Source organism: Paraburkholderia bryophila (assembly GCF_013409255.1).
GTDB lineage: Bacteria > Pseudomonadota > Gammaproteobacteria > Burkholderiales > Burkholderiaceae > Paraburkholderia.
In genome coordinates this window covers 2696007-2717271 of the sequence record NZ_JACCAS010000001.1, presented here as the reverse complement: position 1 = coordinate 2717271, position 21265 = coordinate 2696007, and the positions used below count along the sequence as shown (strand labels likewise).

Genomic DNA, 21265 nt, shown 5'->3' with positions numbered 1-21265 from the left:
GTCTGAACAGGTACACTCAAGTCATGCATCGAATAACCAACACCGGTCGCGTCAATCTGGGTCATCTGTTCTGGCTGCGTAGTCTGGCCATCATCGGACAGCTGGTGACCATCGCGGTCGTGCAGATCTTTATCGGCGTGCACCTGCCGTTGCCCGCCATGCTGCTCGTGATTGCGCTCGAAGTGATCTTCAACGGACTCACGTGGTGGCGCGTGTCACAACAGCGGCCCGAATCCAACATGGAGCTGTTCGGCCAGATCTGGGTCGATCTGGGCGCGTTGTCCGCGCTGCTGTTCCTCTCGGGCGGCACCACCAATCCGTTTGTCTCGCTCTATCTGCCTTCGCTGGCCATTGCCGCGGCGGTGTTGCCATGGCATCTGATGGCGTGGCTCGCGGCATTCGCCGTGGCCTGCTACGCGGTACTCGGTTTCGATTCCGTGCCGCTCAATCTCGACAATCCCGCCAACCTTTTCGACTACTACCGCGCCGGCATGTGGGTGAACTTCATGGTCAGCGTAGGACTGATTGCATGGTTCGTCGCACGTATGTCGCGCGCGCTGCGACTACGTGACGCAGCGCTCGGAGATGCGCAGCAGCGCTTGCTTCATGACGAGCGTGCGGTCGCGCTGGGTGTGCAGGCGGCCACCGTCGCGCACGAAATCGGCACGCCACTGTCTACAATTGCAATGTTGTCCGAAGAATTACGCGACGCGGCACGCACCGACAAAGGGCTCGCGCCCTACAGCGCCGACATCGAGTTGCTCGAGCAGCAGATGTCGTTGTGCACGTCGGCGCTGGCCAGATTGCGCAGCCGTGCATCGACGACCACAAGCCGGCAGCCGGTCGGCGAATGGCTTGAATCGTTTGGCGAGCAGTGGCGCTTGCGTCATCCGCATGTGAAATTCGAGCGGATCGGTGTGCCGCCGCCCGAGGTCAGTCTTGACGATACGGTAGCCGTGAGTCAGATTCTCACGATTCTGCTCGACAACGCCGCGCGTGCAAGCCGCGATCACGTGACGCTGGCCTGCACGCTGGCGGCGCGCGGCGACCAGATCGTCTTCGAAGTCTGCGACGCGGGCCCCGGCATTCCCGCCGCGCTGCGTGGCTCGCTCGGCGCGATGCCGGTGGAGAGCACGCAAGGCGGACATGGCGTGGGCCTCTATCTGGCCTTTTCGGCGGCGGCGCGTTTGAGAGGGGCGATCGAACTGACCGACGTCAGCCCGATCAAGCCGCGTGGCACGCGAGCGCTTCTGAAGCTGCCGCTCGCCGGGCGCAAATTATCAGGCGTGGGCCGTCAAGGCAGCGCGCCATCCAACACGGAGAAACAGGCATGAGCGAAATGAATTTTCTGGTGATCGACGACGATGAGGTGTTCTCCGGCATCCTCGCTCGCGGTCTGACGCGGCGCGGTTATACGGTGAGCGAAGCGCACAACGCGGACGAGGCGATCAAGCTGGCGAATCAGCAGAAGTTCAGCCAGATCACCGTGGATTTGCATCTCGGCAGCGACTCCGGTCTGACGCTTGTCGCGCCTTTACGCGATCTGCAGCCCGACGCGCGCATGCTGGTGCTGACCGGCTACGCCAGTATCGCCACGGCGGTGCAGGCAGTGAAAGACGGCGCGGACAACTACCTCGCCAAGCCCGCTAACGTCGAAACGATTCTGTCGGCGCTGCAAAGCGAAGCGAGCGCGCTGCAGGCGGAAGAGGCGATCGAACATCCCACACCGCTTTCGGTTGCGCGTCTGGAGTGGGAGCATATTCAACGTGTGCTCGCCGAGCACGGCGGCAATATTTCGGCGACGGCGCGGGCGTTGAACATGCATCGACGGACGTTGCAGCGCAAGCTGGCCAAGCGGCCGGTCAAACAGTAAGCGGTCACAGCTTCGCTCGCGTTTCGACGGGGCGAAAAAAACGGGCTGCCTGGTTAAGGGCAGCCCGTTTTTCTTGCGATTCACGTCTGATCTACGTCAAGCAATCTGCACGCGAATCATCAGTGCGATATCGGCATCCGCATCACAGCACGTAGCGCGACAGGTCTTCGTCTTCCGCTACTTCGTTCAGCGCGCGATCCACATACGCCGCGTCGATCTGCACCGTCTTGCCCGAGTGGTTGCCGGCCGCGAACGAAACTTCTTCGAGTAGCTTTTCGATCACCGTGTACAAGCGGCGTGCGCCGATGTTCTCGGTCTTCTCGTTCACCGAGTACGCGATCTCGGCCAGGCGGCGAATGCCGTCGTCGGCGAATTCGAGGTGCACGTCTTCCGTGGCGAGCAGGGCCTGGTATTGCTTGACGAGGCTCGCGTCCGTAGACACCAGGATCGATTCGAAGTCGTTCACCGACAGCGAGTCCAGTTCGACGCGGATCGGGAAACGGCCTTGCAGTTCCGGGATCAGATCGCTCGGCCTGGCCAGATGGAACGCACCGCTCGCGATGAACAGAATGTGGTCGGTCTTCACCATGCCGTACTTGGTGTTGATCGTAGTGCCTTCCACCAGCGGCAGCAGATCGCGCTGCACGCCCTGACGGGACACTTCACCGCCGCCGGCTTCGGCGCGCGACGCGATCTTGTCGATCTCGTCGAGGAACACAATGCCGTTCTGCTCGACGTTCTGCACCGCCTTGGCTTTCACCTCTTCCTCGTTCAGCATCTTGCCGGCTTCTTCGTCGGTGAGAACCTTCAGCGCTTCCTTCACCTTCAGCTTGCGACGCGTTTTCTTGCCGCCGCCGATGTTCGCGAACATGGAACGGATCTGCTCGGTCATGTCTTCCATGCCCGGCGGCCCCATGATGTCCATGCCCGCTTGCGGTTGTTCGACGTCGAGTTCGATTTCCTTGTCGTCGAGCAGGCCTTCACGCAGACGCTTGCGGAACGTGTGGCGCGTGGTGCTGCCTTCGTCCGCGGTGTCGATGACGTTCGAACTCGCACCGAAACCCACCGGGCGGGCGCTTGGCAACAGAATATCGAGGATGCGGTCTTCGGCCTGATCTTCGGCCTTGGTGCGCACTTTGCGCATTTCCGTTTCGCGTGTTTGCTTGACGGAGATTTCGATCAGATCGCGCACGATGCTGTCGACGTCGCGGCCCACATAACCGACCTCGGTGAACTTGGTCGCTTCGATCTTGATGAACGGCGCGTCGGCGAGTTTCGCCAGACGCCGCGCGATTTCGGTTTTGCCGACGCCGGTCGGTCCGATCATCAGAATGTTCTTGGGCGTGATTTCCTGGCGCAGCGGATCTTCAACCTGCTGACGCCGCCAGCGATTGCGCAGCGCCACGGCCACCGCTTTTTTCGCGCGGCCTTGGCCGATGATGTGTTTGTCGAGTTCCGAGACGATCTCGGCGGGGGTCATGGTGCTCATCGTGGGTCCTTACTCGATCGTCTCGATGACGCGGTTATGGTTCGTGTAGATGCACATGTCGCCGGCAATTGCCAACGACTTCTCCACGATTTCGCGGGGCGACATGTCGGTGTTCTGAGCCAGCGCGATTGCGGCGGCTTGTGCGTACGAGCCGCCCGAACCGATTGCGCAGATACCGCCTTCCGGATCGAGCACGTCGCCGTTACCGGTGATGACGAGCGTAGTGGTCGCGTCCGCGGCGATCAGCATGGCTTCGAGCCGGCGCAGCATGCGGTCGGTGCGCCAGTCTTTCGCGAGTTCGACGGCCGCGCGCGTGAGGTTGCCCTGATGTTTTTCCAGCTTCGCTTCGAAGCGGTCGAGCAGCGAGAAGGCGTCTGCCGTGCCGCCGGCGAAGCCGACCAGCACCTTGCCGTTGTAGATGCGCCGGACCTTCTTCGCACCGCCTTTCATGACGATGTTGCCCAGCGTCACCTGGCCGTCGCCGCCGAGCGCGACCTTGTCGCCGCGCCGCACGGAGACGATCGTCGTGCCGTGAAATTGCTCCATATGCGTTCCTCTTTGCAAAACGGGTAGGACGCGGCAGCACAATGCGCCACCGCATGAATCCTGAAAGCGGACGGCGCGCGGCGCTGGGGTCAACCGGCCTGGCGCGCGCTCGTGCAGCGCATGTCCGGTTTATTTTAGGGCGTACGCGGTCATATCAAGAGCCGGCAAAAGGCATAGGACAAAAAACGGTGTTTCGGCGCAAGGCCGGGCTGACAGTGAACGCATGAAAGCGTCGCACAAAAGAAAAAAGGCGCACGGATCACCGTGCGCCTCTCGACGAAGCAGCGTTTGAGGGCGCGGAGCCGAAGCCGCGCCGCAGGCGTTCAGTCGCCGAACAGCTTCTGGCGCAGTTCGCGGCGCTCCTGCGCTTCGAGCGACAGGGTAGCCGTGGGCCGTGCGAGCAGACGCGGAATGCCGATCGGCTCGCCGGTCTCTTCGCACCAGCCGTAGTCGCCCGAATCGATGCGCGCGATCGATTGCTGCACCTTCTTCAGCAGCTTGCGTTCGCGGTCGCGCGTGCGCAGTTCGAGCGCATGCTCTTCTTCGATCGTGGCGCGGTCGGCCGGGTCCGGCACGATTACGGTTTCGCGCAGGTTCTCGGTCGTCTGGCCGGCATTGCGGAGAATGTCCGCTTGCAGCTGTTCGAGCTTGTTCTTGAAGAAAGCGAGCTGATCCGCATTCATGTAATCCTTGTCGCTCATCTTCAGGATTTCGGCTTCGGTCAAGAGTCGTTTCGTCGTCATCTGGCTTACTTCTTCAATGTGAGGCAAAACTCTTACATAGTGCCCGCACTTTCGTATTGCCCGCAAAGGCGCCTTGAAGACGCTGAGCGCAGGGCAGGCACGGACGACGATGGACTGTCGTGACGCCGAAGCGCCTGGCGCCCACACGCCGTGGCGTCGCAGCGCCTATGCGGGGCCGAACTCCTCTGGAAACCGATTCTCAAATGCTCCTGAGGCATTGCTTGCCGGCAGCGCGCCTTTATCAGGCGCTGCCAGCCGGCATTGTCGGCGTATTTCCGGACAAGATTTTCCGGCGCCGTTTCAGGCCCGGCGCGGGATACGCGCTGACCGGGCAATTCGTTGTCATTCTCCAGTGGGCACGTATTGTAACTGAATCACAATCCGGCACCGCATCTCGTGAAAATCCCCGGTGGCGCCCCGGATATCCCGAAAATATAACGCGCGCCAGACCAAAAAGCGATGGTCGTGCACGCTTTAATACAGCAGGGTTTTCACGTGCTTTTCACACGCCCGACATTTCAGTGGGCTTTCGGCCGCCGTCCGCTCGTATTCAGCAGAGGATTGCCGCGCCGCGCGTCATGCAGCACGCGTATTCAAGAGCCCAATAGCACGGCGCGTGCCGCGTCCACACTGTCGTGCGCGCGGCAGCGCCGTCGGGGCGCGGGCGTTTGCCGGCGCCCTCGGCCGGGCGTTATGCGAGGCAGGCGTCCAGACCGTCGGTGATCAGGTCTTGCGGCAGTTCGATGCCGATGAACACCATCTTGTTGGTCTTTTTTTCGATCGGCTGCCATTTCGCGGCCAGATCGCTGCCCATCATCTGATGCACGCCCTGGAACACGACTTTACGGTCGACGCCCTTCATATACAGCACGCCCTTGTAGCGCAGCAGGCGTTCGCCGTAGATCTGCAGGATGCCGCCGAGGAAGTCTTCCAGCTTGTTCGGATCGAACGGACGATCGTTGCGGTAGACGAACGACTTGATCTTGTCGTCGTGGTGCGCATGGTGGTGATTCGCGTGATCGTGGCCTTCGTGATCGCACTTGCCGTGGTCGTGATCGCAGTCGGCGTGATCGTGGTCGTCGTGCCCCTGCGTATGGCCGTGCTCGTCGTGCGCGTGAGCGTGGCTGTGCGCGTGTTCGTCTTCGGCGAGGAAGTCCGGGTCGATTTCGAGCTTCGAATTCAGGTTGAAGCCGCGCAGGTCGAAGATTTCCTTGATGTCCGCTTCACCGAAATTGACGACCTTGATCGGCGCCCTCGGGTTCATGTGCAGCAGACGGTGGCGCAGCGCGTCCACGTGCTGTTCGTCGACCAGGTCGGCCTTGGTGATGAACAGGCGGTCGGCGAAACCGACCTGGCGCTGCACTACTTCGTGTTCGTCCAGTTGATGGTTCGCGTGCTTCGCGTCGACCAGCGTGATGATCGCGTCGAGCAGGAATTCGTCGGCGATCTGGTTATCCATGAAGAAGGTCTGCGCGACCGGACCCGGATTCGCGAGGCCGGTGGTTTCGATCACGATGCGGTCGAAATCCACTTCGCCGGCCTGCTTCTTCGCCGCCAGATCGCCCAGCACGCGCGCGAGGTCGCCGCGGATCGTGCAGCAGATGCAGCCGTTGCTCATCTGAATGATCTGCTCGGTCGTGTCCTGCACGAGAATTTCGTTGTCGATGTTCTCTTCGCCGAACTCGTTCTCGATCACGGCGATCTTCATGCCGTGCTTTTCGTCCAGGATGCGCTTGAGCAGGGTGGTTTTGCCGCTGCCGAGAAAGCCGGTGAGGATGGTGACTGGGATCATGAGGGTCGCCTGTATGTTCGTGAAACGTGCGTAATCGGGGGCTTGGACCAGGCGCGGCGGCCGGATGGCGCGCAGCCTTGTCTAGCCGGTTATTGAAACATATCTGTCAAGCCGGTGCAGGCGGGCGGTTTCAAGCCTGCTTTTCAACCGCCCGAGCACAAAGCAGTGCCGGCGCGCGAAATAACCCTGAAGCTATGGGCGATCAGGCGATTTGCAACAGCAAGCCCTTCAGGTATTCGCCTTCCGGGAACGCGGTGAGCAGCGGATGATCCACGCCGGCGCCGAGTCGCTTGAGAATCCGCGCGTCGACGCGTGCGTCGGCGGCCGCGCTGGAGACGATCTTCTGGAACAGCTCGGAGTCGATCGCGCCGGAGCACGAGTAGGTGAACAGCAGGCCGCCCGGGCGCAGCAGCTTCAGACCGGTCAGATTGATGTCCTTGTAAGCGCGCGACGCGCGGTCCACGTGTTCTTTCGACGGCGCGAATTTCGGCGGATCGAGCACGACTAGGTCGAAGCGCTCGCCTTCGTCGTACAGACGGCGCAGCGTCTTGAAGGCGTCGGCGTCGAGCCACGTTGCGCGTTCAGCGTCGAAGCCGTTGGCCGTGACGTTCTGCTGCGCGATCGCTAGCGCGTCGCCGGACGAATCGATTGACACCACCCTTTTGGCGCCGCCCTTCAACGCCGCCAGCGAGAAGCCGCCGGTGTAGCAGAAGCAGTTCAGCACCTCGCGATCCTGCGCAAGCTGCTGCACCAGCAGGCGGTTGTCGCGTTGATCGACGTAGAAACCTGTCTTGTGGCCGTTGCGTACGTCGACGTGATAACGCACGCCGTTTTCGCTCGCGATCAATGCGTCCGACGGCGCTTCGCCCGCCAGCACGCCGGTGATCTGCTCGAGTCCTTCCTTCTGGCGGATCGACACATCCGAGCGCTCGTAGACGTTCGGGCAGCCGGTCGCGTCGGCCAGTGCGGCGACGATCGCATCCTTCCACGCCTCGACGCCCGCCGCCATGAACTGGCAAACCAACTGGCTGCGCTGGCCTTCGTCTTCGGCGACGTAGTGGTCGACGATCAGGCCGGGCAGGCCGTCCGCTTCGCCGAAAATCAGCCGCACCGCGCCGGTGTCGTGCACCATCGTCTGCCGATGCGCGAGCGCGCGTTGCACGCGGCGCTTGAAGAACGCGTGATCGATCGGCTCGCTTTCGTCGAAGCTCCACACCCGCGCGCGGATCTGCGAATGCGGGCTGTAGGCGGCGCGCGCGAGGAAGCGGCCGTCGTGCGCGCGCACCAGCACGGTGACGCCGGGCGCGGGATTGCCGTCGACGCGGTCGATCGCGTTGGCATAGACCCACGGATGGCGGCGCAGCAGCGACTTTTCTTTCGACGGTTTGAGCGTAACGATATTCATCAGGGTGTCAGCAGAGCATTAAGCCGCGCGGCAAGACGCACGCGGCGAGTGAAGCGAAACCGGAGACTGCGAACCGCCACAACGAGCGGAATCAGTCGCGTTTTTTGGCGCGCGGATGCGCCTTGTCGTAGACGAGCGCGAGATGCTGGAAATCGAGCGCGGTATAGACCTGCGTGGCGGTGATGCTGGCATGGCCGAGCAGTTCCTGCACCGCGCGCAGATCGCCGCTCGACTGCAGCACATGCGTGGCGAACGAATGCCGCAACACGTGCGGATGTACGTTGGCGGGAATGCCGGCGGCGAGCGCCGCGCGTTTCACGCGCTCGCGCGTCACGTTCGGCGACAGCCGGTTGCCGCGCGCCGACAGAAACAGCGGATGCGGATCGTGCTTCACCATCTGGTCGCGCACCGCGAGCCACGCATTCAATGCCTCCAGCGCTTTGCGGCCGACCGGCACGATGCGGCGCCGGTTGCCCTTGCCGAGCACTTCGACTTCGGCGGCATCCAGCTTGAGCCAGCCGGCGGAGCGGTAGCCGTCGGCATCGGCGAAGCGGGCGTCGAGGCCGACCAGTTCCGACAGTCGCAGACCCGACGAGTAGAACAGTTCGAGCATTGCATGATCGCGCAACCCTTCGAGCGATGCGGGCGGTGGGCTTTCCATCAGGCGCGTGGCGTCGTCGACGGACAGCGCTTTGGGCAGCGTTTTCGGCTGCTTCGGCGCGCGCACGGTCGCGACCGGGTTGGCCGGCAGATCGACGCGGCCGGCGAGCCAGCGGTAAAACGCGCGCCATGCCGACAGCCGGTGACTGATCGAACGCGCCGTCAGGCCGCCCGAATGCGCGCGGGACACAGCGCCGCGAATATCCACCGCGGTCAGGCTTTGCAGCGGCCGACCTTTGGCCAGCAGCCGAAGTTCGTCGAGTTCGTGGGTATAAGCGCGTAGCGTATGCGCCGACAGCCGCCGCTCATGTTCGAGATTCGACAGATAGGCGGCGATCGGGTCGGTTTCGGTCACGATGGGCTTTTAGCGGCTGGGGCGGCTTGGGCGGCGGTAGCGGATCGGTTGCACGATCGGCGCTCAGCGCGGCAGCAAACGGCTCAGCGCGGCGCTGGCCAGCGCGCCGATCTGCGTCAGGAAATCGGTCGCCATGCCGTCGTGGAAGCGGCGCGCGTCGGCGGAACCCATCACCAGCAGGCCGAAGGTCGGTGCTTCTTCCTTGCCCTCGGGGTCGCGCAACGCGAGCAGCGCGATCGACTCGGTGACGTGCGCGGCTTCGGACGGCGCTGCGCCGGACGCGCTTTCTTCAGGCGCGGCAGTCGTCGCATTCGCGGACGGCACCAGCCACTGCGCCGCTTCGAAGCCGGTGTTCGCGCCGCAATACGGCGTGGTCAGGCTATTGGCGAAAATCCGCACTTCTTCACCGACGTGGCGCGCGAAGTCGGCTTGTGCATAAGGCTCGGCCACGTCCCACACGCGCAGCGCGGCTTGCGGCACGTCGAAGATATCGCGCAAACCGGTGGCGATCGTGCGCGGCAACGCGTACGGATCGCGCTCGGCCATCACGCGAATGGTCCAGCGGTTGAATTTCGACGCGATGCTGTCGTTCTCGTGGCCGTAGCGCAGCAGTTCGGCGAGGCGGCGTTCGAGATGCTTGTTCTTGTCGCGCAGCATTTCCATCTGCCGTTCCTGCAGCGACACCGCGGCTTTGCCGTGCGGGTTCGCGAGCCGGATGGTCGCGAGTGTCTCCGCGTGGTCGGCGAAGAATTCGGGGTTGGCGAGCAGGTATTCGGCGACTTCGCGATCGTTCATGGTTTCGGCTAAAGGACTACGGGGCGACGCCTTGGGGCGGCGCTTCGGTCAATGGATTCAGGCAGCTAACTAATCGGCCAGCTCAATCTCGCCTTCGAAGACGGTCGCCGCAGGGCCGGCCATCAGCAACGGCTCGTCGGCTTTCGCACTGTCCCACGTGATGGTCAGCTTGCCGCCATGCGTATGCACAAGCACCGGCGCTTCGAGCAAACCGCGCCGGATTCCGGCCGCGACCGCCGCGCACGCGCCCGTGCCGCACGCCAGCGTTTCGCCGGCGCCGCGCTCGAACACACGCAGCTTGATCTCGCTACGGCCGACGATCTGCATGAAGCCCGCGTTCACGCGCTGCGGAAAGCGCGCGTGACGCTCGATCACCGGGCCTTCGACCAGCACCGGAAACGCTTCGACGTCGTCGACCACCTGGACCGCGTGCGGATTGCCCATGGACACGACTGAAATCCAGCGCGTCGTGCCGTTTACGTCGAGCGGCCACAGCGTGTCCGCGCCTTCGCGACGGCCTTCGAGGCCCTTGGTGGCGAACGGCACGCGCTCCGGGTCGAACACCGGCGCGCCCATGTCGACCAGCACCTCGCCGTTTTCCTGCATGGTCAGCGTGAGAGTGCCGTTCTGTACCTGCACACGCACCGTGCGCTGGTCGGTCAGACCCGTGTCGTGAACGAACTTCACGAAACAGCGCGAGCCGTTGCCGCAATGTTCGACTTCACCGCCGTCGCAATTGAAGATGCGATATCTGAAGTCGACGCCTGCGATGGTGGGCTTTTCCACCAGCAACAACTGGTCGGCGCCGACGCCGAAATGCCGGTCCGCGAGCGCGCGCACCTGCGCCGGCGTCAGGTTGACCGGTTGGGTGTAGCCGTCGAGCACGACGAAGTCGTTGCCCGCGCCGTGCATTTTGGTGAATTTCAGTTTCATCACGCTATTGTAAGTGACGCGCCCGCGCCTGCGTTCAATACACGCTGGGTTCGCCCGGCGGCCGGGTTTTGAAGCGCTTGTGCACCCAGTAGTACTGCTCGGGCATCAGCGGAATCTGCTCTTCCAGGAAGGCGTTCATGCGACGGGCGTCCGCTTCGTCGTCGCCGGTGGGGTAGTTCTCCCACGGCTTGAATACCTTCAGCCGGTAACCCTTGTAGTTCGGCAGCACCTCGCCGATGAACGGTACGACCTGTGCATGCCCGACTTCCGCCAGTCGGCCCACCGCGGTGAGCGTGCAGGTGGGTACGCCAAAGAACGGCACGAAGGTGGAGTTGCGCATGCCGTAGTCCATGTCGGCGCCCAGCATCACCGGCTTGCGGTCGCGCAGCCAGCGCAGCACGATGCGAGCGCTGTCGGCGCGGCTCGCCATGTCGGAGCCGAAGCGGCCGCGAGCCGCTTTCGCCACGTCGTCGAGCACCTTGTTGGACATCGGCTGGTAGAGCGCGCCGCACTGCCGGTGCAGCGAGTAGTTGATGAACACGGAGCCGGCCTCGATGCCGACGAAATGCGCGCCAAGCAACAGCGTGGGCGGCATGTCCGGATCCAGCAGGTCGACCTCGCTGTCCACCTGAATGAGTTTCTTCAACTTCTCCGCCGAGCCGAACCACTGGACGCTGCGCTCCACGTAGCTGCGGATCGCGTGGCGGAAGTGTTTCTGCGCGATCTCTTCGCGGTGCTCCGCGCTCCACTCCGGGAAACACAGGCTCAGGTTGATGTGGACGACGCGCTTGCGATTGCTGGGAATCTGATAAAGCAGCCAGCCAAGTCCGTCGCCCAGTCGTGCCACGAAACCGTAAGGCAGTAGTGCCAGAAATTTGAGCAGGCCGATCGCCAGATGGCCGCCAAGCAGACTCAGCATGCCGTCCCTCCGTTCAGGGCGTCGCGCGACGGTTTACTCAAGAAATTCTGGATCGGGTCGAAATGCAACACGGGTGGACACTCTGTGACAAACAAAGGAAGTCGCTATAATAAGTGCTTCGCCGAGTTAATAGACAACTTGCGGGGCGAAGCTGGCGGGTGCGATCCACGTGATAGGCCCCAGCCAGTAAGGTATTCCGCTAAAGCGTCGCCGCTTCAAGGCTCCCGAAGCTGGCTACGTGAAACTCAACCGTAACCACACAACTGGAGTCTGCAACGTGGCAAACGACTATCTCTTCACTTCCGAATCCGTCTCCGAAGGCCATCCCGACAAAGTCGCGGATCAGATTTCGGACGCGATCCTCGACGCCATCCTGACCGAAGACAAGTACTCGCGCGTCGCAGCGGAAACGCTGTGCAACACGGGTCTGGTCGTGCTGGCGGGTGAAATCACCACCACCGCGAACGTCGATTACATCCAGGTCGCGCGTAATACGATCAAGCGCATCGGCTACGACAACACCGAATACGGTATCGACTACCGCGGCTGCGCGGTGCTCGTCGCTTACGACAAGCAATCGCCGGACATCGCCCAAGGCGTGGACCGCGCGCACGACAACAACCTCGATCAAGGCGCCGGCGACCAGGGCCTGATGTTCGGTTACGCGTGCGAAGAAACGCCGGAACTGATGCCGCTGCCGATCCACCTGTCGCACCGTCTGGTGGAACGTCAGGCGAATCTGCGCCGCGACGGCCGTCTGCCGTGGCTGCGTCCGGATGCGAAGTCACAGGTCACCGTGCGCTACGTCGACGGCAAGCCGCATTCGATCGACACCGTGGTGCTGTCCACGCAACATTCGCCGGATATCGAGCTGGCCACGCTGCGCGAAGCCGTGATCGAAGAAGTCATCAAGCCGACGCTGCCGGCCGAGCTGATCAAGGGCGACATCAAGTTCCTCGTGAACCCGACCGGCCGGTTCGTGATTGGCGGTCCGCAAGGCGATTGCGGCCTGACGGGCCGCAAGATCATCGTCGATACGTACGGCGGCGCTGCACCGCACGGCGGCGGCGCGTTCTCGGGCAAGGATCCGTCGAAGGTCGATCGTTCGGCGGCTTACGCCGGCCGTTATGTCGCGAAGAACATCGTGGCCGCCGGCCTCGCGTCGCGCTGCCTGATTCAGGTGTCGTACGCGATCGGCGTCGCCCAGCCGACTTCGGTGATGGTCAACACGTTCGGCACGGGCCGCGTGTCGGATGCGACGATCACGCGTCTCGTGCAGGAGCATTTCGACCTGCGTCCGAAGGGCATCATCCAGATGCTCGACCTGCTGCGCCCGATCTACGAGAAGAGCGCGGCTTACGGTCACTTCGGCCGCGAAGAGCCGGAATTCACGTGGGAATCCACGGACAAGGCTTTGACGCTCGCCGAAGCTGCCGGTACGGAACCGGTCGCCGCGCTGGCTGAATAAGCGCGAGCTGTTCGCTTAAGAAAAACCCCGCCGGGTGTGAGCCTGGCGGGGTTTTTTATTGCTTGTGCGCGGGTTGGGGCGAACTGCTTTGCTTGCGCGTTTAACGGCTCGCAAACGCGAACGCGAACCAGCCGGTGCTGCCGTTCGTCGACATGCGGCGCGGACGGCGGCTCGTGTTTTGCGGCGCGGCAACCGGCGCGAGTTGCGGGGCGGCGAGGCGCAGCGGCGTCGGCTTACGCAGCAGCGTGCGCAGCGAAAAACGTCGCGAACTGCCTTGCAGACGCAGGGCGGAGAAGAACGTGTGGAACCAGGTGCGAATGCCGTCGACCGCCTTGGCATCGCGCCATTGTTCACCCATCGCGCGGGTGCGCGTGGCATGGTGGCGCAGCGCGCGCACGACGTGGCGGCGCGCCGGACGCGCCGCTTTCAGCGCGGCGCGGGTAAGGCGGGTATTCAGAAGAGTATGCATGGCTTCACAAGTGGGCAACGCGACGCGTGTCGGAAGGTGCGTCAGTCAGAGCAGCAAATGTGCCAATGACAATGTCGCAAGGAACGGCGCGAATGCCCGGGATTTGATCGGAAAAGGCACGGAGGCCGGTGATATTGGCCTTAGCGGCCAGTATGCGGCGCGCTAGTGCGGGAATGGCGTTAAACATGTATGCAGGCTACACGTGATTCATGACGTCAGAAAGTCGGTTTTTACCCTGCGAATCGGGGTTTTTACGGAGTGAAGCAATGGTGCGCGTCGACGGGGTCGCGCCCGTTGCGACCGATTATCGTGCGTGTTTGCCCATTTGGCGTGCGGGCATTTTGCCGCGTCGCGGGTGACGCGGTGCGCACCTAGGATTCGCTACGAGAAATCGCAGATTCTTAATCCATTCGTATTGAATGATTAATCCTCAGGCATTTTTGGATTGATTCTGGAATACCCGATCGTGGTTCATTACGTCTGTGAAGTAATTCGATTTCACTCTAACCTCGTGGCAAACGGGCCATTCGATTTTCGAACGGACAGTGGGCGAATGCGGATGAGGGAGACACGGTTCTATGTGGTCAGGTCACCTCACTCGTCGACAAATTTGCGCTACGTCCTTCCGCACGGCGAAACTGCGCACCGTCCGATCGCGCCCGCTTTACAATCGAGGGATCAGCTAGTCGACGGTAACGGAACACCATGTCACTTCATTCGAAGAAAGAGCAGATTCAGACGTTGCGGGAGCAGGGTTTTGTCGTGGTGCCCGGATTGGTGTCGCCCGAGCGTTGCGATGAGTTGAAGCAGATTGCACAGCGCCAGTTGCACGAAGCCGCGGCGCCAATCGAGTTCGAAGCCGATCTGAAATACCCCGGCGCGCCGGATTCCAGGCATGCGCCGGGCGGCCAGACGGTGCGGCGCTTGCTGGACGCGTATGGCCGCGCGCCGGCCTTTGCGCAATGGGCGACCGCGCCGGAAATTCGCGGCTGGATGGAGTTGTATTTCGGTGAAGAACCGCGCCTGTCGCGGGCGCATCACAACTGCGTGATGACCAAGCATCCGGCGTACGGCAGCTTGACCGGCTGGCATCGCGACGTGCGCTACTGGTCGTTCGAGCGCGACGATCTGGTGTCGGTGTGGGTGGCGCTCGGCTCCGAAACGGTCGACAACGGCGCGCTGTGGCTGGTGCCGAAGTCGCACAACGCATCGTTCACCTCTGAACGCTTCGACGAGGCCAAGTTTTTCCGCTCCGATCTGCCGGACAACGAGGCATGGATTCGCACCGCGGTATCGCCCGAACTCAAGGCCGGCGACGTGGTGTTCTTCCACTGCAATACGCTGCATTCGGCGGGCAAGAACCTCAGCGACCAGGTGAAGTTTTCACTGGTGTACACCTATCACGGCGCGAGCAATGTGCCGTTGCCGGGCAGCCGGTCGGCGGCCAAGCCCGAGGTGGCGTTCTGAACTTACCGCTTGCGCCCCGACAACGCGACGCCGGTCAGCCCGGCGATCGTGGCCGCCACGCCGGCGACGATCAGCATGATCGCCTTATTCGTCGGCGAACCCGTGAAGACACGCGAGACCTCGCTGCTCACCGAGTTGAACGCCTGTCCGCCGAAATACAGCAGCACGATACCGCCGACAATCAGCGCGATTGAAATCGCCTTCACCATCTACTTCTCCCATCAGTTCGGTCCGCGCAAAGTGTAGGGGACGTGCAAGCAATCGTCCATCCCGCATACTGGGCCTCTGCACGGTTCACGTCGATTGGCTACCATAGCGGACCAGCCGTCTATAACAACACGTCGACAACACGTCGAACGACACATCGCGAAGTACGCCTCCCGCAGCATGCGATTGCCTCACGCCCGCACTGGTTGGGCAACCTCAACTTCAAGGACACAAGCAATGGCTTACGAAGCAGCTTCAGAACGCTATTCGGACATGCAGTACCGCGTCTGCGGCAAGTCGGGTCTCAAACTGCCGGCGCTGTCGATCGGCCTGTGGCACAACTTCGGCGATACCACGCCGATCTCCACGCAGCGCGACATTCTGCGCACGGCCTTCGACCTCGGCATCACGCACTTCGACCTCGCGAACAATTACGGGCCGCCGTACGGCAGCGCCGAAACCAACTTCGGCCGTCTGTTCAAGGACGACTTCAAGCCGTATCGCGACGAGCTGCTGATTTCGTCGAAGGCCGGTTGGGACATGTGGCCGGGCCCGTACGGCCAGGGCGGCGGCTCGCGCAAGTACGTGCTCGCGAGTCTCGACCAGAGCCTGCAGCGCATGGGTCTGGACTACGTCGACATTTTCTATTCGCATCGTTTCGATGCCGATACGCCGCTCGAAGAAACCGCCGGCGCGTTGGCCACTGCCGTGCAGCAAGGCAAGGCGCTGTACATCGGGATTTCGTCGTACTCGGCCAGCAAGACGCTTGAAATGGCGAAGCTGCTCGCCGAATACAAAGTGCCGCTGCTGATCCATCAGCCCGCATACAACATGCTCAACCGCTGGATCGAGCACGAGTTGCTGGATACGCTGGAGCAGGTCGGCGCGGGGTCGATCGCGTTCACGCCGCTCGCGCAAGGTCTGCTGACCGGCAAGTATCTGAACGGCGTGCCGCAAGACGCACGCGTCAATAAGCCGGGCGGCGGTTCGTTGAAGCAGGAGCATTTGAGCGAGCAGAACATCGAGCACGTGCGCAAGCTCAACGACATCGCGCAGCGTCGCGGCCAGAGCCTCGCGCAAATGGCGCTCGCCTGGGCGTTGCGCGACCCGCGCGTGACCTCGGTGCTGATCGGCGCGAGCCGTGCGGAGCAGGTGCGTGAAAACGTGGGCGCGTTGAAGAACCTCGCGTTCTCGAAAGACGAGCTCGCGGAGATCGACCGCTACGCGACCGAAGGCGGCATCAACCTGTGGGAAAAACCGTCGACGGATCAGGCGATCTGATCCCCGGCGCGTTCATGCCGTTGTCGTTGCCGCAGCAGTAGCAACAGAAAAAGCCGCCCGTGAGGCGGCTTTTTTTCGCCGGTTTCGCTAGACCAGCGCCGGCAGACCTTCGACCAGCACGACCGCGAAGACCACGCCGATCAGTGCGCCGAGCACGCGTAGCACGTTGTGCCGAAACTCCGTCTTGCAGGGCAGCGCGCCGACAAACAGAGCGCCGGCTAGTGCCATCGGAATCACCAGGATGAAATCGCCGATCGTGAAGTAGGTCGTCATAGTCGTCTCCGTAACCTGATACTGGCGTAGGCAGCGGCGCCATGTTGGCGTCATGCAACTGCCCGGCTCGATTCGAGTATAGGAGACGGTTCGACCGTCATCGCTTCGCTTTGCGGCGCTGCAGCGGCTATTCGCAAGCCGCTGAACCCGGCGCGCCAAGGCTTGCCGCGATTGGCGCGGCGCAGCAAATGGGACGAAAACAGTGAAGCGTTTGCTTACACTGGCCTTTCCTTTTGCGGTTTTTCGATGCAGAGCGGATCGAAGCGTCAGCCGTCAGACCGTGGCGCGTTCGCGTTCATGTCCACGCAAGCGAAGTGCCGCCAGCATGCCGATCACGAGCAGCACACCGACGAGTCCCGCGACACCGTTCCATCCATAGTCGGCCCAGATGTGGCCGCCATAAGAGCCGACCACGCTCGAGCCGATGTAATACGCGAGCAGATACAGCGCAGCGGCTTGGCCCTTGGCCTCTTTCGCGAGGCGTCCGACCCAGCCGCTTGCCACCGAGTGTCCGGCGAAGAAACCGAACGTTACGCAGGCAATGCCGAGCGCGATCGCCGCGAGCGGGTGCAACAGCGTGAGGGCGAGACCGAGCGCCATCAACAGCAGGCTCGCCATGAGCACGCGTGCGCGGCCGAAGGTATCGGCCATGCGTCCCGACCACGGCGACGCGACCACGCCCGTCAGATAGACGATGAAGATCGCACCGATCTCCGTCTGGTTCAACTGGTAAGGCGGCGCGAGCAACCGGTAGCCGATGTAGTTGTACAGCGTCACGAAACTGCCCATCAGCACGAAGCCGAGCAGAAACAGCAATGGCAAACCAGGCCGCGTGAACTGCTTCAGTAAGGCATTGCGGTGATGGCCGAAACCGAGTCCACGCCGCGGCACGAAATGACGCGACGGCGGCAGCAGCGCGCGAAAGGCGAGCATCGACAGAATGCCGAGCACGCCGATCGTGCCGATCGCCACCCGCCATGAAAACAGATCCGCCACGACGCCCGTAATCACGCGCCCCGCCATGCCGCCGATCGCCGTGCCGCCGACGTAGAGGCCCATCGCGAGACCGAGCCCGTCGGGATGGACTTCCTCGGCGAGGTACGCCATCGCGACGGCCGGCACGCCGCCGAGCGCGAGCCCTTCAAGCGCGCGCAATACCAGCAACTGATGCCACTGCGGCGCGATCGACACGCCGATCGTCAGTAGCGCCGACACGGTGAGCGACATCGTCATCAGCTTGTGACGGCTCCAGCCTTCCGATACGAATCCGGCGATGAAGATGGCGAGCGCGAGCGCCGCCGTGGTCACCGACAGCGACAGGCTGCTTTGCGCGGGCGTCACGTTGAACGCGGCTGAAAAGGAGGGCAGCAGAGGCTGCACGCAGTACATCAGCGAGAACGTGGCGTAGCCGGCGAACAGCAGCGCGATGCTGGCGCGCCAGTAGGCTCGCGTGCCGCGTTCGAGGTAGGAGAGACTGGCGATGTCGGGCGTGTCGGACGTGGACGCGCTCGACGAGGCGGGCGAGGCGGACGATGCAGACGAAGGGGGAACAGCCGAAGTAGCAGTCCGGTGGGATTCCGGCGACGCGGTCACGAAACAATCTCCTTGGCGAGCGCGGGTGAGTCGAAGGTGTTAAGAATACGCTGAAAAGGCCGTGTGGATCGGCGAGCCGGGCACTACCCGTGCGCCGCCGCCTCGCTCGCCGCCGTTGCCGGATGCACGATCTGTTCGTCGGTGGGCAGCGCGGACGCATCCCAGCCGCCGCCCAATGCCTTGATCAACGCGACGCTCGCGGCCATCCGGCGGCGCGCGATCGACACCGCGTTGCGCTCGTTGGTCAGCGCGGTGGTCTGCGCGACGACGACATCGAGATAGGTGATCGCGCCGTTCTTGTAGCGGTTCGAGATGACCGCCAGCGAACGCTGCGCGGCGGCGACGGCGTCGTCCTGCGCGGCGGCTTCCTGTTCGAGCACGCGCAACGCGGCCAGGTTGTCCTCGACTTCGCCGAATGCGCTCAGCACCGTCTGCCGATATTGCGCGACGCTTTCGTCGTAGTGCGCGCGGGCCTGTTCCTTCACCGCCGCGCGTCCGCCGAAGTCGAGCAGCGTGCCGGCCAGCGCCGGTCCGAGCGACCACAGCCGGCTCGGCGTCACCAGCCATTGGCTGTAGTTGGTCGCTTCGAGGCCGCCCGTTACCGACAGAATCAGGCTGGGGAAAAACGCCGCCGTCGCCACGCCGATCTGCGCGTTCATGTCGGCGATATGGCGTTCGGCCGCCGCGATGTCGGGGCGTCGTTCGAGCAATGCCGACGGCACGCCCGCAGCGGCCACGACCGGCACCGCGACGAGCGGCGCCACCGGCAGTGAAAACGTCGAAGGCGGCTGGCCGGTCAGAATCGCGATCGCATGTTCAAGTTGTGCGCGCTGCACGCCAATGTCGAGTGCTTGCGCCTGGGTGGTCTTCAGTTGCGTTTGCGCCTGCGCGACGTCGGCGTCGGTGGCGATGCCGCCGGCGTAGCGGTGCTGCGTCAGATCGAGCGCTTCCGTGTAGGCCTTGATCGTGTCGTCGAGAAGCTGGCGTTCCTGATCGAGCCCGCGCAATTCGAAGTAATCGGTCGCGAGTTCGGCTTGCATGGACAGCAGCGCGGCGTCGACGTCGGCGGCACTCGCCTGCGCTTCGGCCTTCGCGCCTTCGACGCTGCGCGACACGCGGCCCCACAAGTCCGGCTCCCACGATGCATCGGCTTGCACGAGGTAGTCGTTCAGCGTGAGGCCGGCGGTCGACTTGTGCAGCACGTTGCTCGAACCCCGTGCGCGCGAATAGTCGCCGTTCGCGCTGACCACCGGGAAGTAAGTCGAGCGATATTGCGCGACTGTTGCGCGGGCGGCGCGAAAACGCGCTTCGGCGGCCTGCACGGTCTGGTTCGCGGTGGCGACCTGCTGTTCGAGAGCGTCGAGCGATGGATCGGCGTAGACGTTCCACCAGGCGCCGCGCGTGAGCGTGTCGGCGGGTTGCGCGGGCATCCAGCCGGTGCCTTCGAGTTCCTTGTAGGTGGCGGCGGTCGCCGCCGGTGGTTTGACGTAGTCGGGGCCGACGGTGCAGGCGGCGAGCAGACAGACTGAAGCGAGCGCCAACGCCGACGTGCGCAAGGTGATGCGCGTGAGCTGAGGCGCGCGATCGCTGACGCGCTTGAGTTGCGGCGCGCGAACGCGGCGCGAGGGGGGCGTTGGCGCGTTCATGACGATGCGCTCGCGGATGGACTCGCGACAGAGTGAGCGGCAAAGTGAGCAGCCGGTGTGTTTGCAGCCGCGCCGGGCGCACCGGACGCGCCGGCCGAACCTTCACCGTTCGCCGCTGCACCCGAAGCACCCGAAGCCCCCTCTCGCGGCACGATCCGCACCGGCGCCCCATCGACGATCGAATCCTGCGGGTTCAGAATCACCTGCTCGTTGCCCTGCAAACCCGACGCGACCGCCACACGCGTACCGAAGTCCGTGCCCAGCGACACCGTGATCAGCTTCACCTTGTGCTGCGCGTCCACGGTCGCGACCTTCACGCCGTCCGGCCGGAACAGAAACGCATTGCCCGGCAGCGTGAACGGCGCCGCGCCCGTGCCCAACGCGAAATGCACCTGCGCATATGCGCCGGGCAGCAAATCGCCGTTGCGATTGTCGACGTCCACTTCGACCAGCATGGTGCGCTGTTGTGGATCCACCGCGCCCGCCGTGCGCGCCACCGTCCCGGGATAGTGTTTCGACGGCGTCTCGGTCAGCGTCAGAAACGCCGTTTGTTGTGCGCGCACCTGTTGTGCGTAGGCCTGCGGCACGTTCACATACACCCGCAAGCGGTCGGCCTGCGCGACGTGGAACAGTTCCTTTGCCGGTCCGCCCGAGCTGCCCGCGTCGATCAGCGCGCCGACATCCACGTTGCGCGCCGTGACGATGCCGTCGAACGGCGCGTAGACCTTCTGGAACGATTGCGTCTTTTCCAGACGCGCAACATTGAAGCGCGCCGCGTCGAGCGTACCTTTCTTCGCCAGCATGTCGCCGACTTTCTCGTCGGTTTCCTGCTTCGACACCGACTTGCTTTTCAGCATGTCGGTCCAGCGGTCGGCGGTGCTTTTCGCGAGCGCGTAGTTGGCGTCGGCATTCGCGAGATCGGCGCGCGCGGCGCGCAGTTGATCGTCCACTTCCGGCGTATCGATTTCGGCGAGCAGTTGGCCGTTTTTCACGTGCGCGCCGATGTCCGCGTACCACTTCTTCAGATAGCCGTTGGTGCGCGCGTAGATCGGCGTGTCGAGAAAGGCCTGCACGTTGCCCGGCAGCACGAGATCGAGCCCTGCCGTCGATTTTTGCGGTCGCACGACTTCCACGCTCGTCTGGCTCGCGTGTTCGGCATCGCGTTCGAGCGCGGCGTGCGCGTCGTGGCGTGACCAGATGCCTTGCGCGGCGAGAGCGATCACCACCACGGCCACGGCCACAACGATCAATCGCGTGCGTTTACTTTTCGCCGGTTCGTGCGAGGTGCCGGAACCATCCGGACGGTGTGCTTCCATCAAACTTCCCCTGTGAAGATGCGTGGGCAGTCAGC

Annotated in this window: 20 protein-coding genes; 5 read left to right on the top strand and 15 right to left on the bottom strand. The window is 63.4% G+C overall.

Going from position 1 to position 21265, the window contains the following annotated elements; translation table 11 throughout:
* Positions 1 to 23: 23 nt before the first annotated feature.
* A complete protein-coding gene (locus tag GGD40_RS12060; protein ID WP_179707358.1) occupies positions 24 to 1334 on the top strand; it encodes an ATP-binding protein in 1311 nt (436 codons plus the stop codon).
* Entirely contained in the window at positions 1331 to 1873 is a 543-nt protein-coding gene (locus GGD40_RS12055; RefSeq protein WP_035554088.1) for a response regulator transcription factor, read from the top strand. Before GGD40_RS12060 ends, GGD40_RS12055 begins: the two co-directional genes overlap by 4 nt.
* A gap of 142 nt (positions 1874 to 2015) precedes the next feature.
* Here the strand turns inward: GGD40_RS12055 and hslU are convergent, their stop codons facing one another.
* The 9 genes from hslU to GGD40_RS12010 all read right to left on the bottom strand — a co-directional run bounded on the left by hslU (position 2016) and on the right by GGD40_RS12010 (position 11510).
* On the bottom strand, positions 2016 to 3362 hold the full coding sequence (gene hslU, locus GGD40_RS12050) for an ATP-dependent protease ATPase subunit HslU (RefSeq protein WP_179743836.1): 1347 nt from the start codon (positions 3360 to 3362) through the stop codon (positions 2016 to 2018).
* Positions 3363 to 3371: 9 nt separating this feature from the next.
* Positions 3372 to 3908 carry an ATP-dependent protease subunit HslV gene (gene hslV, locus GGD40_RS12045; protein ID WP_179707356.1) on the bottom strand — a complete coding sequence of 179 codons (537 nt, stop codon included), beginning with the start codon at positions 3906 to 3908 and terminating at the stop codon, positions 3372 to 3374.
* A 323-nt stretch (positions 3909 to 4231) separates the two neighbouring features.
* Positions 4232 to 4651 (bottom strand): RNA polymerase-binding protein DksA, encoded by a 420-nt coding sequence (gene dksA / locus GGD40_RS12040; protein WP_035554081.1) that lies wholly within the window; start codon positions 4649 to 4651, stop codon positions 4232 to 4234.
* Between the two features lie 691 nt (positions 4652 to 5342).
* A complete protein-coding gene (locus tag GGD40_RS12035; protein ID WP_179743835.1) occupies positions 5343 to 6443 on the bottom strand; it encodes a CobW family GTP-binding protein in 1101 nt (366 codons plus the stop codon).
* Positions 6444 to 6645: 202 nt separating this feature from the next.
* Positions 6646 to 7848, bottom strand: coding sequence for a class I SAM-dependent rRNA methyltransferase (locus GGD40_RS12030; protein WP_179743834.1), 1203 nt, complete (start codon positions 7846 to 7848; stop codon positions 6646 to 6648).
* 91 nt (positions 7849 to 7939) lie between these two features.
* Positions 7940 to 8863, bottom strand: coding sequence for a tyrosine recombinase XerC (xerC, locus tag GGD40_RS12025; RefSeq protein ID WP_179743833.1), 924 nt, complete (start codon positions 8861 to 8863; stop codon positions 7940 to 7942).
* A 63-nt stretch (positions 8864 to 8926) separates the two neighbouring features.
* Positions 8927 to 9658: a DUF484 family protein gene (locus tag GGD40_RS12020; RefSeq protein ID WP_179707350.1), complete on the bottom strand. Its 732-nt coding sequence runs from the start codon at positions 9656 to 9658 to the stop codon at positions 8927 to 8929.
* Between the two features lie 69 nt (positions 9659 to 9727).
* Positions 9728 to 10591 carry a diaminopimelate epimerase gene (gene dapF, locus GGD40_RS12015; protein WP_179743832.1) on the bottom strand — a complete coding sequence of 288 codons (864 nt, stop codon included), beginning with the start codon at positions 10589 to 10591 and terminating at the stop codon, positions 9728 to 9730.
* A gap of 34 nt (positions 10592 to 10625) precedes the next feature.
* Positions 10626 to 11510 (bottom strand): lipid A biosynthesis lauroyl acyltransferase, encoded by an 885-nt coding sequence (locus GGD40_RS12010; RefSeq protein ID WP_179707346.1) that lies wholly within the window; start codon positions 11508 to 11510, stop codon positions 10626 to 10628.
* A 277-nt stretch (positions 11511 to 11787) separates the two neighbouring features.
* Between GGD40_RS12010 and metK the strand changes: the two genes are divergently transcribed.
* On the top strand, positions 11788 to 12978 hold the full coding sequence (metK, locus tag GGD40_RS12005; protein WP_179707344.1) for a methionine adenosyltransferase: 1191 nt from the start codon (positions 11788 to 11790) through the stop codon (positions 12976 to 12978).
* A 100-nt stretch (positions 12979 to 13078) separates the two neighbouring features.
* On the opposite strand, the gene GGD40_RS12000 is transcribed toward metK, so the two are convergent.
* A complete protein-coding gene (locus GGD40_RS12000) occupies positions 13079 to 13447 on the bottom strand; it encodes a hypothetical protein (RefSeq protein WP_179707342.1) in 369 nt (122 codons plus the stop codon).
* A 705-nt stretch (positions 13448 to 14152) separates the two neighbouring features.
* On the opposite strand from GGD40_RS12000, the gene GGD40_RS11995 reads away from it, so the two are divergent.
* Positions 14153 to 14914, top strand: coding sequence for a phytanoyl-CoA dioxygenase family protein (locus GGD40_RS11995; protein ID WP_179707340.1), 762 nt, complete (start codon positions 14153 to 14155; stop codon positions 14912 to 14914).
* A 2-nt stretch (positions 14915 to 14916) separates the two neighbouring features.
* On the opposite strand, the gene GGD40_RS11990 is transcribed toward GGD40_RS11995, so the two are convergent.
* Positions 14917 to 15123, bottom strand: a complete 207-nt coding sequence (locus GGD40_RS11990; protein ID WP_035554055.1) for a DUF3185 family protein — start codon at positions 15121 to 15123, stop codon at positions 14917 to 14919.
* Positions 15124 to 15358: 235 nt separating this feature from the next.
* On the opposite strand from GGD40_RS11990, the gene mgrA reads away from it, so the two are divergent.
* The gene (gene mgrA / locus GGD40_RS11985) at positions 15359 to 16402 is read left to right on the top strand and encodes an L-glyceraldehyde 3-phosphate reductase (protein WP_035554053.1); all 1044 of its coding nucleotides are present in this window, start codon (positions 15359 to 15361) and stop codon (positions 16400 to 16402) included.
* 87 nt (positions 16403 to 16489) lie between these two features.
* Here the strand turns inward: mgrA and GGD40_RS11980 are convergent, their stop codons facing one another.
* The 4 genes from GGD40_RS11980 to GGD40_RS11965 all read right to left on the bottom strand — a co-directional run bounded on the left by GGD40_RS11980 (position 16490) and on the right by GGD40_RS11965 (position 21230).
* On the bottom strand, positions 16490 to 16675 hold the full coding sequence (locus tag GGD40_RS11980) for a hypothetical protein (protein ID WP_179707336.1): 186 nt from the start codon (positions 16673 to 16675) through the stop codon (positions 16490 to 16492).
* 273 nt (positions 16676 to 16948) lie between these two features.
* Positions 16949 to 18157, bottom strand: coding sequence for an MFS transporter (locus tag GGD40_RS11975; RefSeq protein ID WP_373565328.1), 1209 nt, complete (start codon positions 18155 to 18157; stop codon positions 16949 to 16951).
* A 194-nt stretch (positions 18158 to 18351) separates the two neighbouring features.
* On the bottom strand, positions 18352 to 19914 hold the full coding sequence (locus GGD40_RS11970) for an efflux transporter outer membrane subunit (RefSeq protein WP_257030400.1): 1563 nt from the start codon (positions 19912 to 19914) through the stop codon (positions 18352 to 18354).
* Positions 19911 to 21230: an efflux RND transporter periplasmic adaptor subunit gene (locus GGD40_RS11965; protein ID WP_179743831.1), complete on the bottom strand. Its 1320-nt coding sequence runs from the start codon at positions 21228 to 21230 to the stop codon at positions 19911 to 19913. The genes GGD40_RS11970 and GGD40_RS11965 overlap by 4 nt, the downstream gene beginning before the upstream one ends.
* Between the last annotated feature and the right edge of the window lie 35 nt (positions 21231 to 21265).